The sequence below is a fragment of the Pseudoalteromonas sp. KJ63-1 genome, assembly GCF_055808145.1.
Genome location: NZ_JBVVRL010000002.1, coordinates 683,909 through 697,607 on the forward strand (window position 1 = coordinate 683,909; position 13,699 = coordinate 697,607).

General features: G+C 37.4%; 10 protein-coding genes and 2 pseudogenes. 5 read left to right on the forward strand and 7 right to left on the reverse strand.

The genetic code is table 11. The annotated features are described in order from the left end of the window. Positions 1-26 precede the first annotated feature (26 nt). Positions 27-879 (reverse strand): annotated as a pseudogene (locus AC0L7Q_RS19410) (S1/P1 nuclease). Between the two features lie 236 nt (positions 880-1,115). On the opposite strand from AC0L7Q_RS19410, the gene AC0L7Q_RS19415 reads away from it, so the two are divergent. Both AC0L7Q_RS19415 and AC0L7Q_RS19420 read left to right on the forward strand, forming a co-directional pair. Then, positions 1,116-1,985, forward strand: a complete 870-nt coding sequence (locus AC0L7Q_RS19415) for a type 2 periplasmic-binding domain-containing protein (protein WP_409425818.1) — start codon at positions 1,116-1,118, stop codon at positions 1,983-1,985. After that, positions 1,985-2,929 (forward strand): hypothetical protein, encoded by a 945-nt coding sequence (locus tag AC0L7Q_RS19420; RefSeq protein ID WP_409425819.1) that lies wholly within the window; start codon positions 1,985-1,987, stop codon positions 2,927-2,929. The genes AC0L7Q_RS19415 and AC0L7Q_RS19420 overlap by 1 nt, the downstream gene beginning before the upstream one ends. Before the next feature lie 108 nt (positions 2,930-3,037). On the opposite strand, the pseudogene ushA reads toward AC0L7Q_RS19420, so the two are convergent. Both ushA and AC0L7Q_RS19430 read right to left on the reverse strand, forming a co-directional pair. Continuing rightward, positions 3,038-4,656 (reverse strand): annotated as a pseudogene (gene ushA, locus AC0L7Q_RS19425) (bifunctional UDP-sugar hydrolase/5'-nucleotidase UshA). 89 nt (positions 4,657-4,745) lie between these two features. Then, positions 4,746-4,928: a hypothetical protein gene (locus AC0L7Q_RS19430; RefSeq protein WP_409425820.1), complete on the reverse strand. Its 183-nt coding sequence runs from the start codon at positions 4,926-4,928 to the stop codon at positions 4,746-4,748. 340 nt (positions 4,929-5,268) lie between these two features. On the opposite strand from AC0L7Q_RS19430, the gene AC0L7Q_RS19435 reads away from it, so the two are divergent. Further along, positions 5,269-6,012 (forward strand): peptidylprolyl isomerase, encoded by a 744-nt coding sequence (locus AC0L7Q_RS19435; protein ID WP_178957269.1) that lies wholly within the window; start codon positions 5,269-5,271, stop codon positions 6,010-6,012. A 44-nt stretch (positions 6,013-6,056) separates the two neighbouring features. On the opposite strand, the gene AC0L7Q_RS19440 is transcribed toward AC0L7Q_RS19435, so the two are convergent. Continuing rightward, on the reverse strand, positions 6,057-6,476 hold the full coding sequence (locus tag AC0L7Q_RS19440; protein WP_138607794.1) for an MAPEG family protein: 420 nt from the start codon (positions 6,474-6,476) through the stop codon (positions 6,057-6,059). A 164-nt stretch (positions 6,477-6,640) separates the two neighbouring features. On the opposite strand from AC0L7Q_RS19440, the gene AC0L7Q_RS19445 reads away from it, so the two are divergent. Both AC0L7Q_RS19445 and AC0L7Q_RS19450 read left to right on the forward strand, forming a co-directional pair. Next, positions 6,641-9,523 (forward strand): insulinase family protein, encoded by a 2,883-nt coding sequence (locus tag AC0L7Q_RS19445; protein WP_413403109.1) that lies wholly within the window; start codon positions 6,641-6,643, stop codon positions 9,521-9,523. 57 nt (positions 9,524-9,580) lie between these two features. Beyond that, on the forward strand, positions 9,581-9,988 hold the full coding sequence (locus AC0L7Q_RS19450; RefSeq protein ID WP_418157361.1) for a GNAT family N-acetyltransferase: 408 nt from the start codon (positions 9,581-9,583) through the stop codon (positions 9,986-9,988). 126 nt (positions 9,989-10,114) lie between these two features. Here the strand turns inward: AC0L7Q_RS19450 and AC0L7Q_RS19455 are convergent, their stop codons facing one another. Genes AC0L7Q_RS19455 through AC0L7Q_RS19465 form a run of 3 tightly spaced genes read right to left on the reverse strand, consistent with a single transcriptional unit; the run spans position 10,115 to position 13,610 of the window. Further along, the gene (locus AC0L7Q_RS19455) at positions 10,115-10,729 is read right to left on the reverse strand and encodes a PqiC family protein (protein ID WP_409425823.1); all 615 of its coding nucleotides are present in this window, start codon (positions 10,727-10,729) and stop codon (positions 10,115-10,117) included. After that, positions 10,729-12,384, reverse strand: a complete 1,656-nt coding sequence (gene pqiB, locus AC0L7Q_RS19460; RefSeq protein WP_413403113.1) for an intermembrane transport protein PqiB — start codon at positions 12,382-12,384, stop codon at positions 10,729-10,731. Before pqiB ends, AC0L7Q_RS19455 begins: the two co-directional genes overlap by 1 nt. Beyond that, a complete protein-coding gene (locus tag AC0L7Q_RS19465; RefSeq protein ID WP_413403115.1) occupies positions 12,381-13,610 on the reverse strand; it encodes a PqiA/YebS family transporter subunit in 1,230 nt (409 codons plus the stop codon). The genes pqiB and AC0L7Q_RS19465 overlap by 4 nt, the downstream gene beginning before the upstream one ends. Between the last annotated feature and the right edge of the window lie 89 nt (positions 13,611-13,699).

Here is a 13,699-nt window from a genome sequence, read left to right on the forward strand (position 1 = left end):
TAGGTTATTTAAGTTAGAAACTGAATTTATTTTGTTGCTTTTAGTGTTAAAGCTTTTTTTGAACGTTTACTCGCTGGATCAAATAATGTATTTAACAATCCAGCCAAGCGAATGCCCGCTTGTTGTAAGCGCGTTTTTACAATAGGGGTGTGGTTGTAAATATAGTCGTAGCTAATATTTTCTTCTGTTGATTTATATATTTGTAAAGCAAGGTTGTGTGACTCTTCAAGCCAGCTTGTTGGGGTACTGTTTAAATACTCGTTAATTAACTCGTTGTTATTAGTATCTATAAATTGAGCGTATTCAGTAAAAGATAAATTTTCATTTTCTACCAGCTTAGTATCCCATAAGCTATGAAGATTGGTTTGTTGGTTAAAGAAAGAAACCTTAATGCGATTCCCGCCTCTATCTTCAGCTCTACCTGCATGAAATGGTTGATGGCTGTCGCCGACTAAGTGCACTAAAAAACGCAAACTAAACTGCTTTGCTGCAAGGCTTGATTTATCATCTTTCAATACTTTAATTGAATAGTGAATGCCTTCTAATATGTTTGTTACTGATTCTTTATGTTCAGTGTGTTCGTGGTTAAAGCTAAATTTTGCATTGTCATCTGCATTAATATAGTGCCAGCGAGATGATTTTTTTGCCAAAATCACCTGGCGCAGAGCGCATTTCATCTGGCCATGTTGAAATTTGTGCTAAAGATTCACCATTGAGATAAGGAATAAGTGCGGCCTTGGTGGTTTCACTTACATGGGCCTCTGCAATTTTACCAACAACGCGGTGGCCGTTTTGCCCCCATGCATTACAGTCTGTGCTTGCAAATATTGCACTAATTAAAAGTGTTAATGAAAGCGAATGTTTTACATTTATCTGCATCGAGGCATCCTAGTAAGTGTGAAATTTAATTTATAAAACCTTATAAGGTCAATTGTCCGTATTTTTCATGTTGATAGAAAGGACTCAATAAAATTCATGTTTTCTTATTTAAAGTTGTTTTTTATCAATATCTTATGTTTGATGGGTAAAATTACCTATTGTAATAAGTAATTAAAATTGTTCAAATGTATTATAACTTCATTTTAGATCGGTGTTTTTTGGATATTAAAAAGTTAATGTTGCATAAAACAGCAATTGTTACATTTATGTTTATAGTGTTGTTGTTTAGTTGGTTTGCTGGTCAAATGGCTGTAGATGAAAAAGAAATAGCTTTCCCAGTGATGATAGAAACATCAACGACATGTCAAACCACGGCAACGGCTAACCAAAATCAGCTTATAGTATTTACACCCTCAAAGTATGTTGCTCAATTGTTCACGAAAAAGTTGTGTGATGATAAAGTTGTGGCAAAGCAATATGGGTCTGTTATTGGCTATTGGGGCTACAGAACCGTCGATAGCTTAGAGTTTGTTGGTAAAGGCATTGCGGATTTAATTTTAGCTAAAAATAATATTATGGAAGCGTTTAGAGCCGAGACTACTTACAATTATCAGCCAGTGGTCGGCTTTTCAGATTACACCGCGTTTTTTATATCTTCAAAAGAGAAGCCTCTGATCACTAAACAGTATTTTTTAGACAAAAAAATAGGCCTGCTAGATTATCCAACTAGCCGATCTGGACATATTTTGCCAAAACAAACGTTTAAGCAATTAGGACTTAATATTGCTCAACTAAAAATAACCTATGCCAGCTCACATAATGAATTGCGGGAATTACTGGCGAACGGGCAGGTTGACCTGATTGCCTCTTTTTGGAGAGAAAATGATAGTAAGCGCTTCTCAAAAAATTATATTACGCCCATAAGCAGTAATGTTGCAGGTATTCGTTGGTACTTAAAAATGCAACATAACAATACCGATTTACTCTGCGCTGTACAATCTCACTTATTGAGTATGTCTAAAGAACAATCGTTTCAATACTATCAAGATGTTGAGCCATATTGGCAATGTAATAACTACCCCGTTACCTTTATAGGGGGGTCGTAATGAGAAAGCTTATATCGCCATTATGTGTTTTTATATTATTCATTGTATTTTCATTGGTGTTTTATATTTCAACAACACATGAACAGCAACAGGTTAACAAGTTACAAATAGCTCAAATAGAAAAACAAATCGCTTTAGACTTACCTTTGCTCGATTTATCAAATGAGCTTCTTAAACATTCTGGTAATAAAGTTGCGATACAACATTATATACAAACAGTAAATACTCATATCCAAGATACGGGTATAGAGGTAATTTCGATAGTGCCAGAGCACGAGTTTATTTCATCCTTAGAAACCGATGAGTTTATTCGAAAACTAAATAGTAATAATAGTGAAGTATTTATAGTTTTATCCTTAAAGCAGCCTCATTTTTCGCATACTAGAGTGACCGTTTATATACTGCTTTTTGTTGTCAGTGCATTATTTATGGTCATGATAAAACAGGCTGAAATTTATCAAAGAAATAAAAAACTCATTACTGAGCAGGAGCCAAGTACACTAGAATCAAAGCCATTAATACTCGTGATTAATTTAAAAAGTAAAACTTTATCCAGTAGTTATTATCCAGAGCAAAAAGTGGCGTTAGCAAATAAGCCGTTGTGTTTTTATTTAGCGCTTGTTGAGTTTTGTACTAATAATCCAGAGATTAACCTTAACCATAATAAAAATGTACCCGAGGAGCTGTTAGAACTTGCCAATAAGTACTTTTATCGTTTAGTTGAACTCGGGCATACCATCAGAAAACGACCAAACTTTAATAACAGTTTAGAAAAAACCCTGAGTGAAATTCGTGCGGCGTTAGATGATGTATTGAATGATTGCCCAGAGCAGAAGGAGCTGTATTATCCGCCAAAGGCATTTGGAGAGGGCTCTCGATCACGGATGCACAGCTATGGCTTAGTAAATGTTAACCAAGGGAATATAGAGATAATAGGGAAATAATTTCGAATTAACTGCTTAGGGTAATGATTTAAGTGAGCTTATCACATAAATCTTAATGAAGAGTGCCATTAGCATTTTAATGACACTCATAATGTTCACACTAGATCACTACTTAGGTGCAAATTCACGTGCATCAACAGGGCTATGCTCAGTAAAAAACCGTTTTAAAGCTTGCGAGTCAGTTTCATCGGTGCTTACAAAACCCACCATTTTTGTGATTTTTGGATAATTATCGCCACCAGAGGCGTTATATTCATTAATACTCATGCGGTATGTTTTGTTTATATCAAGTGGCTTGCCGGCGATAAATACGTCAGTTACCTGCCCAGCTTTTAATTCAAATGCTAAGTTATGATACTGCATGTAAGCACCAGAGTCTGGTGGGAAACGTGTCACGACATTTAAATAGGTTAAAATTTCACTGCCTTTAAAGTCGATATAGGCGACACGGTTTTTGAAAGGTTGTACTTTAAGTATATCTTTATAACTCACGTCACCCGCATTAATACTATCGCGAACACCGCCACCACTGATAATACCAAAATCGGCACCTACAGTGTTCATTTGTGCTTGGATAATAACGCGCGCAAGGTTTGTTTGCTCAAAGCGTACTTTATTGCGATCTCCCTCAAGTCTGTCATTGACGAAGCCAATTTTCCCCTCAATTTGCTTAGCACCCTTTTGTTGGTATGCTGCCAAAAAGGTCTGTAATGCAGAGTCAGGTTTAATGTAATCTGCAGCTAGAACGGCTTTTATGCTGCCGTCTGGTTGCTTTTTATCGACATATAAATTAACGGGTAATAATTGATAACTCAGTAGAGATAATTGACCGTTTTCTAATTTAAATTCTGCTTTGCCCACATACTTACCCCATTCGTGGGCTTGCATTATCCATGTCCCATTTTGCTGATCTGGTTTACAGGCTAAACCCGGTTTAAAGTTCTCATCAGTAACGTTTTTAGCAGCCATACACACTGGCTCTTGAGAGTGGCCACCAATAATCATATCAAGGGCATTTTTATCTAAAGAGCGAGCAAGTGTGACATCACCAGGGGCATTGATCCCATTTTTAGCATCTGCATAGTGGCCCATATGCGTTACTGCAATGGTAATGTCCGGGTTATATTTTGCTCTTAGTTTTTGGGTGAGTGAGGCAGTTACTTTAACCGGATCTTTAAAATCCAAATGGCCAATGTATTGAGGGTTACCAATTTTTGCGGTATCCGTTGTTGTTAAGCCAATAACGGCAATGGTTAAGTTACCTTTATTAAATATTTTATAGCGCTCAAAAACTGTTTCGTTAGTTTGTTTATCGAAAATGTTGGCCGATAAAAGAGGAAAGTTAGCCCATTTTTGTTGCTGTTTTAATACACCTATTGGGTTATCAAACTCATGGTTTCCTAGAGCCATTGCATCATAGCCGATTTTCGACATACCTTTAAAATCGGGCTCAGCAAATTGTAGGTCCGACTCCGGAATACCAGTGTTGATATCACCGCCTGATAACAATAACACCTGATGTCCCTGTGTCTTTGCTTCTGCTCTCAACTGGTCAATTAGGGTCTTACGGGCTGCCATGCCATATTCGCCTTTTTCATTATGCCAAAAGCGACCATGGTTATCATTGGTATGAAGAACTGTTAAATACTGTGCTGCAGGTTTATTGACAGAATCGCTAGCACAGCCAGATAAACCAAGAAAAAAACAAGAAAAACAAGAGTACGCATAAGATACCTATCGATGAATTAAAGCTCTATCTAGTAGGTGGTTAGTGTAAACTAGTTCGAGTTTAAAAAAACGCACTTCTTTATATTTTTTAAGCCTGTGTGGTTTGACGCTGCAGCTCTACAACCCTGTTTCTTCGAGCAAGTTCATCTCGTGCATATTGAGATTTTTGATGATTAACATCAATCATCCATTTCAAAAAGCTCACGGGCAGTTGGGTGTATGGCTCACCTTTATGTAATCCAAAATCACAAATAGTCGTGTTATTAGTCATTTTATGTACTCCTATCAATGTGTTAGGGCCTAATGACCTTTAAATGGCAACAGTCCCTGATTGATAATAACAAAAAAAGAGTGATTGATAAGGGGCTTTTTAAATACCTTGCAAGGTTTAAAATTAATTAAAAAGAGTAACCGTAATGTACACCAAGGCACACAGGCAATTAATTATCCATAACGTGTTTAAAATAAAATGTAAACAGTTGTAACTGTGGTGTAATTACTTTGCTATGAATTGTAGCGTTAAGTACTTATATATCGATTTACAAAATAAATAGCACTATTCTATGATGCATAAAATATTAATTCTAATGACAATAAAAATAGGAAAAATAATGAAGAAGCTTATCTTAGCCTCAATTTTAACTGCAACAAGTTTTTCAAGCACTGCAACTATAGTCGAAATGCAAACGAGCCAGGGAACGATACAAATTAACTTGTTTGATCAACAAACTCCTAAAACAGTAGAAAATTTCCTAAGTTATGTTGATGATGCTGCATATAATCAAACGGTAATACATCGCTCTATTGATAAGTTTATCATTCAAGGAGGGGGCTTTACCTTTTCTGATAAAATGGATCCAATTACAACCAAACCTTCGGTTATAAACGAACCTATTTATTCAAATGTTAAAGGCACCATTGCTATGGCAAAACAGGGCGGTAATGAAAACAGCGCTACTAGCCAATGGTTTTTTAACATGAGTGATAACAGCCAAAACTTAGATTTACAAAATGGTGGTTTTACCGTGTTTGGACAAGTCACTACGCAAAGCCAAGAAACCTTAAATAAAATTGCTGCCTTAGTCCATTGTTCAGAGGTACCATTAGTTGGTATTACTCAAGAGCAATGTTCAGATGAAAATTTAGTTATTAGTAATCAAAACTTGGTATCAATTCAAAGTGTGGTTGTGCTTGATGATGATCCTAATTCAGCACAAAACTTGACACCTAAAGAAAATACATTAATTGATAACGTAGAAGTTACACCACCAAAAACTTCAGACTCTAGTGGTAGTGTAGCGTGGTTATTAGGTGCACTACTGCTAGTAGCACCTCGATTAAAACGTACAAAATAAACTTATAAAAAATAACGGCGAATTGTTAAATTCGCCGTTATTTTTTAGTGGTAAAGTACACCCAGCACTAGCAAAATCCACATTACAAACACAGATAAGCAGCCTAGTAAAAACACTCTAAAACGGGCTCTTAAATGATTACTACCCAGGTGAATGATGCTGTGAATAATTCGTGTAGCGACAAATAAACAGGCAAGTACTGCAATACTGACACTCGCCATATTAAGCTGTAAAGCAAGTAAACATCCCGCATAAAAAAGCACAGGTATTTCGAATTGGTTGCTAAAGTTACGATCAGCAACTCTGACATAATCGCCCGCATTATCAAGGCGCATAGCAGCAAAATCATTTAACTGTATCTGTTTATTTTTGGCCGCTGCAAAACGACGTTTTCCCATAATCACCATAACAACTAATGAAAGTGTTACCTGCACAAACATGGCCATTATTATTATCTTTTCCATAACTTACCTTATTATTTTCTTTGAGTATTCGATTGTTATTCACAATGTGTTACACAATTAAGTACTAATTAGTAGCATAGTATTACTTGATGATGGTAGTTTATTCCTGATTTAGTATTTTTGTAACACTAAACACGTATTTAACAGCAATGGATATAATTAAAATGAGACACGTCATCGGCTTAAGTGCAATTGCACTGGCAATATTAAGCGGTTGTTCGAATACCGCCACTCTTTCTCAATCTTCACAAACATCACTGTTGTCACCAACGCTCGTTGTTAGCCCTAACGATAACCGTGAATATAAAACCTTGAAACTTGCTAACGATATTGAAGTGATTTTAGTCTCTGATCCAAGCGCTGAAAAATCTGCTGCTTCACTGAGTGTAGGTGTAGGTCTGTTACATGACCCAATGAGCCAACAAGGTATGGCGCATTACCTAGAACATATGTTGTTTTTAGGCACTGAACGATACCCTGATACCAAAGGGTACTCCGATTTTATGACTAAAAATGGTGGTGCGCATAATGCTTATACTTGGCTCGATATTACCAACTACATGTTTAAAATTAATAACGATGCGTTTGATGAAGGCTTAGACCGCTTTTCAGATTTTTTTAAAGCCCCTAAGCTTTACCCAGAATACACAGAAAAAGAAAAAAATGCAGTAAATGCTGAATGGTCAATGCGTCGTGAAATGGACTTTTTCGGCCAATTTAAACTTGCACGTAAAATGATGGGTGAACATCCGGCTAACCGATTTTTAATTGGTAACCTTGAAACCCTAGGCGATAAAGCTGATAGTTCATTACACAAGGAAACGGTTGATTTTTATAATAAATATTATTCATCAAATATTATGAAAGTGGCGCTGATTTCGAACTTACCAATTGCAGAAATGCAGAAAAAAGCACAAAAATACTTTGCTGACATTGAAAATAAAAATATTGAAAAGCCAAGTGTTACAGCTAGCTTAGATTTTGATAATGCCGGTGGTAAACGTGTTTTTTACTCACCAAATGAAGACCTAAAACAATTACAACTCGATTTCACAATTACTAATAACCAAAATGAATTTGCAGTAAAACCTAATCGCTTTGTTGCCTATTTACTTAGTAATGAAATGCCAGGTAGTCCAGCGCAAATATTACGTGATAAAGGGTGGGTATCTCAGTTATCAGCCTCTGCCTCTCCAAATCAATATGGCAACTACGGTTCTTTGAACGTGAATATAGAGCTGACTGATGAGGGTATGAAAAACCGCGAATCAATTGTCGCGACAATCATGCAATACATTGACTTGATTAAGCGTGAGGGCGTTAATAGTAAGTACTTTAATGAAATTCGCACTTCTTTAAATAATCAGTTTAAATTTTTAGAAAAGGGCGATGAGTTTAACTATGTCAGTGCGTTGACTCAAAGCATGCAAGATTACCCGTTAAATCATGCGATAAACGCACCGTACTACTATGCTCAATTTGATGCTGATGCGGTGAATAATGTACTTAAGCAACTTAACGCCGATACACTTCGCATCTGGTATATTTCTCAACAGGAAGATACAGATTCTGAGCTGCATTTTTACGATGGCAAATATAAAATTAACGATATTAGCGATGCAGAAATTGTCAGCTGGGAAAAACCAAGTGATTTTAATTTAGCATTGCCAAGTGTTAACAATTTACTACCAGAGAGTTTTGCTATTAAAACGCAAGCTTTTAAAGAGCAGAAGCATCCTGAGCTTAGCTATGATAAAAACGGCGTAAAAATTTGGCGCCAAGCAAGTCAGCAGTTTGCAGAGCAGCCTAAAGGTTTAGTTGAGGTGTATATCAACACGCAAACAGGTTTGCATGATATAAACTCAACCGTACTTTATTCTGTTTGGGCTGATCTGTATAACACTCAATTAAGTCAGTTACGAACTGAAGCTGCCATTGCTGGCATGAACGTTAATTTAAGCTCAAGTAATGGATTGGTGCTATCGTTAAGTGGTTTTACTGATAAACAAGATATTTTACTTAAACAAGCGTTAGCTGGGTTTGATGCTGAAATTTCAGCACAAGCGTTTAATCAAGCGATTGACCGTTATCAGCGAGATTTACTTAATCAACAAAAACAGTTCCCGTATGCACAAGCATTTGGTGAGTATTCAAAGCTAACTCGTACTGGCAGTTTCGATACAGAAGCGCTAATTAAGGCTGCAAAAACACTAACGCTTGCTGATTTACACGCTTTAAAGCAAAGCACCTTAGCGAATAATAACTTACGTGTATTTAGCTACGGTAACTACAACCAAAAGGACATTGATGCTATTGCTGCTGAGTTAGCGGCTATCTTACCAAGCAAACATACTCAAACGGAGTTTGCACGCAGTAAAGCGTGGTTACCGCAACCGGGTGAAGCGCGTGTATTACACAAAGATATTGATGTCGCCGATGTAGCGGTGGTCGATATGACCATTCACCCAACTCCTGGTTACAAACAAAAAGCACAGGCAGCTGTATTGCAAGGTCACTTTAGAACAATCGCGTTTGATAAAATGCGTACTGAAGAGCAACTTGCTTATGCAGTAGGCGCATTAGCGCGTCCTATTGAAGATTACTCAGGTATTGGTTTATTTATCCAAACACCTGTGAAAGGGCCAAAAGACATTCAAGGTCGCTTTGACAAGTTTAAAAAAGAGTACGCTTTAGAGCTTAATGCCATGAGTGAGGAAACATTTGCACAGCTTAAAAATGCAACTTTGGTTTCGTTAAAAGAACAGCCAAAGAATTTAAGCGACGAAATGAGTCCATTGATTAACGATTGGTATCGTGAAAACTTTGATTTTGATTCAAGACAAAAATTAATTGCAGAGGTGGAAAAAGTCACCCTTGCTGATATTAAAGATTACTACCAGCAAACAATGTTAAACCCAAAAGCAGCACGTTTAAATGTGCAGCTACGCGGCACTAAGTTTAGTGATAGCGAGTTTGCTGATTTGCCAAATCAGACTAAAGTGACGAGTTTAGATGCTTACTACAGCGATATAAAATTGCAAAAGTAAGTTTGAAATTACTCTAAAACCAAAAAAACCAGTCATTGTTGACTGGGTTTTGTTTTAATGTCGTTAAATTATAGCTATAGCATTGAACTACAAGGAGTTATTTTGAATATTGCTTTTAAAACTGAACGTTTACTTATACGCTTTGCACAAATAGCTGACGCGGGTGAGTTACTTAAGTTAGTTAACCAGGCCAACTTTATTAAATACATTGGTGATAAAGGTATTCATACCCTAGACGACGCTAAAAAATACATCAAAGACAGCTTTATAGCTGCCCATAAAGAGCACGGTTTTGGGCCTTATATGATCACACTCCATGATGAAACTGTGGTTGGTATTGTTGGTTTTTATCAGCGAGCGACTATGCAACATCCCGATTTAGGGTTTGCGTTAAAAGTCGGCTTTGAAAAAAGGGATATATTTTTGAAGCAGCTACAATACTTTTATATAACAGGCATAAATTAGGTATAAAAGATGTATGCGCAATTACTTCAACGGCTAATTTAGGATCTCAAAATTCACTATATAAACTGGGTTTTACTGAGGTGGGTAAGGCAGTCATCAATGCTGATAAAACCACCATCAAAGTGTTTATTTATGATTGAGTCTTGTTTTTTCAATTGTGTTCGCCACATTTGAGTTTACCTCTAGCCACATTTCTTCAAGGGTCGCGACTAATGAATTGTAGCCATCGTCATCTATTGGCATAACATTTGAGAAGTTATGAATGCTTATTAAACGTCTGCCTGATTCTGGGTGGGTATAGTACAAACGCCATAGCCCTGAGATATCTGCGTTACCATGCAGATCGCCGTTAAAGTGATGTAATTCATATTCTAGTTCATAAAATATTTGTTGTTGTTGGTCGGTGATGACTGGCAACCCTTTTATAACCATCCAGTTGCTCATGGCATTAAATAATGTTTGTTGCGCAGTTGTTGTAAGCATTACATCCGGCGATTCGCCCCACAAGTGATAATTAGCAGCATGAACTTGATTATTATCTACTTTCATCGCAATACCCCGGTTATTCAATGCCCCCCTTAAGGTAACTGTTTGCACCCTGAGTTGTGCTTTTGTATCTTGCACATTTCGCGAAGAGTTAGTTATGGGTTGTTCAAATTGGTAATATTGAGTTGCAGTTTGAATAGCCGAGCTACAACCACTTATAATCAAACCAGTTAAAATTAAACATAATGCTTTCATTATTGTTTCCTCGGTTGCGGATCGCTAGGCAATGACTTGTCAAAAATGAGCATGTTGGGCTGTTCGTTTAAACCACGAGTAAGTGGCTGGAATTCTTCCGATAAACGTTTAATTTGCAGCAGTGTTTGTTCAAGCTGGTTGTGCATTTGTGAGCCTGCTTGATAGCTTGCCATGGTTTTATCAAACTGCCGCATGGTTATTTCAAACTGCTCCATGCTTTTGGTTATTTTTTCGAGATTACGATTAAAGTCGCCGGGTAAATTTTGGGTGTCAGGTTTACTTAATAATGTGCGCATTTCACTGGCCAACGCTTGATACTCGCTGAAAGTTGTTTGCATTTTTGCCAAACTGTCTTCAATTTTTAAATTATTTACCTTATTCAGCACATCAGACACTTGGTCAGCAAGCACCGTTATACCACTAGATACACTCGGAAACACATCGTATTGAGCAAGCTTTTTAAGCTCGCTTTTTGGGGTGTCAGTATAAAAGTCAAAGTCGACGTACACTGCACCAGTGAGTAAATTCCCCGGTTTAAGCGATGCTCTCATGCCATTTTCAATCCATTCGTTAACGCTTGTTTTCCAATATTCTTTTGCTACTGAGGTGATGTGGTAAAGACGTCCATATTCGACTTTTATTAATACCGGAACCGCAGTGTTTTTAGCGCGAAAATGGGCGGGCTTACCATCTATAATTACATTGGCGGGTGCTTCAACCACAGTACCTACGCGTGTACCGCGATACTCTACTGGGGCACCTACACGTAACCCTCGAATAGATTGTTCAAATTCAATAAGGTAATAATCAAAATCATAAAAGCGCTCTTCTAGAGCTTGTTTGTAACTTTGGCTTAAAGAAAAGCTATGCCCGTTTTGCGCTAAATCGCCAGGAGCCTGCTGCTCAGGTAGTCCGACAGAGATCCCCCCTTTCAATAATTTGCTTAAAGAACCAGTGTTAATGTTGATACCATCTGCGGAAAGATCTATTTCTATCCCTGAGTTAACCCAAAAAATAGAATTTAAGGTGATCAAGTTCTCATAGGGGGCTTTAATAAAAATACCGTATTGCATTGCTTGGTTTTTCCAATCAAAAGTAGCGGTTTCTATTTGGCCTATTTTATAGTTTTTAAAAAATATGCCAGTACTCACATCAAGTACTTCTGCATTGTAACTGAGTAACTTAAAGCGCCCACCTTGAACATCTTTGCCTATTAATGCAGGCTCTTCTTGAAGTTTAAACTGCTTCTTTAGTTGTTTACTTTCGCCTGGCGAAAACTCTAAATAAACACCTGAGAGCAAAGTGCTCATGCCACTAATGCCAGTTTCATCTATGCGAGGTTTTACCACCCAAATACGGGCATCTTCAGTGAGTAAGTTATCGTAGTTTTTATCTATTTGTGCCCGTGCAATAACACTGTCTTGGCTGTTGGAGAGGCGAATGTGATCAATTTGTCCTATTTTCACACTCCGTACTTTAATTTCTGTTTTACCGGCAACAATGCCCTCGGCTTGCGGCATAGAAATATAGATTGTTTGCCCTTTATTTAATTGGTATTGATAAAGCATCCAAATACCTACCAATAAGGCAACCACGGGAATAATCCAAATCGCAGAAATACGTGTTTTTTGTGCTACGTTGGCTGTTTTAGTCATGCTTTATTCTCTGCGTTTTTATTTTTAGGTGAATCCCACAGTAAACGAGGGTCAAATGCGTGTGCTGCCATCATTTGGCATAATACCATAACAGTAAAAAAGACGATGCCTAAACCCGGTATAACCGACATCAAATTTCCTAGCTGCACTAATGCAACTAATATAGCCACAACAAACACATCAATCATAGACCATTTTCCTATAAATTCAGTAAGTTGATACACTTTTGTGTAACCTTTTGTATGCAGGTTGGCGGGTTTTGTAACCATAAAACATAAAAAACTTAAAATGAGCGCTTTCGCTAATGGCACCACCACACTTGCAAAAAAGATAATTAGCGCAATAGGGTAGGAGCCGCTATTCCATAAAGTAATAACACCAGAAATAAGCGTGGCAGAGGTTTCATCCCCAAGGCTGATAGTGTACATAATGGGCAGTAAATTCGCTGGGATATAACAAATTACTGAGGTAACTAGCCAAGCTGCTGCTTTTTGAACGCTGTACGGGTTTCTTAAGTAGGTTTTACTATGGCAACGAGGGCAGATTAGGTCAACGCTCAACTGGTGGCAAACATGGCAGGCTTTTATATTATCGTCTATTGCACGTTCTGCGCCTGCACTACTTTGAAGCCGAATTGCCGGGCTTACCTGCGACCACAACCTTGCACGATTTAGCCGTGTTAACGCACTAACATAAAAAATTACAAATCCCACATAGGCAAAAAAGCTGGTACCAAAACTAACCTCAGCCAATGACATTATTTTTACCATACTGACCAAAACACCAATCAAAAAGATTTCTGACATGATCCAAGGCTCAAGGGTTAATGTAAACTTTAATAGCCTTCTGGCGAGCGCTTGTGGCAGCGCTTTGAGTACTCCTAAATGTAAAGGGATCAATATAATGAGCAAACTCATAGGCAGAATAATAATGCTGATATCAATAAACAGGCCGAGCAGGTCACTATCATAATTAAATAGAATGCGAGCAGCGTCAGGTAGGGTAATTGTTTGGGTAATACCGTTGCTACTAAAAGAAATAAACGGATAAAACATACTGCTGAGTAACATCAGCAGTGCGCTGAAGCTCAACGCGACAATTTCGGTGTCATGATTAATATTAACACCGCGAATTTTGTGGTTACAGCGAGGACACATCGCAACCTGTTTGACATTAATGTCGGGAATATCAATGATAAGATCACAGCTTGGGCAGGCAGTTTGCAAAATGTTAGCTTATAATTAAATCAATACAACAAAGTGTGCAATATTTGCGATTTAAATACAAATACTAAGGTAAAAATTACTTACTATTT

Bases quoted from the DNA above. Each gene is read 5' to 3' on its own strand.
- AC0L7Q_RS19420 (WP_409425819.1), top strand. From the start codon at position 1,985: ATGAGAAAGCTTATATCGCCATTATGTGTTTTTATATTATTCATTGTA.
- pqiB (WP_413403113.1), bottom strand. From the start codon at position 12,384: ATGACTAAAACAGCCAACGTAGCACAAAAAACACGTATTTCTGCGATT.
- AC0L7Q_RS19455 (WP_409425823.1), bottom strand. From the start codon at position 10,729: ATGAAAGCATTATGTTTAATTTTAACTGGTTTGATTATAAGTGGTTGT.
- AC0L7Q_RS19450 (WP_418157361.1), top strand. From the start codon at position 9,581: ATGTCGTTAAATTATAGCTATAGCATTGAACTACAAGGAGTTATTTTG.
- AC0L7Q_RS19415 (WP_409425818.1), top strand. From the start codon at position 1,116: ATGTTGCATAAAACAGCAATTGTTACATTTATGTTTATAGTGTTGTTG.
- AC0L7Q_RS19430 (WP_409425820.1), bottom strand. From the start codon at position 4,928: ATGACTAATAACACGACTATTTGTGATTTTGGATTACATAAAGGTGAG.
- AC0L7Q_RS19440 (WP_138607794.1), bottom strand. From the start codon at position 6,476: ATGGAAAAGATAATAATAATGGCCATGTTTGTGCAGGTAACACTTTCA.
- AC0L7Q_RS19435 (WP_178957269.1), top strand. From the start codon at position 5,269: ATGAAGAAGCTTATCTTAGCCTCAATTTTAACTGCAACAAGTTTTTCA.
- AC0L7Q_RS19445 (WP_413403109.1), top strand. From the start codon at position 6,641: ATGAGACACGTCATCGGCTTAAGTGCAATTGCACTGGCAATATTAAGC.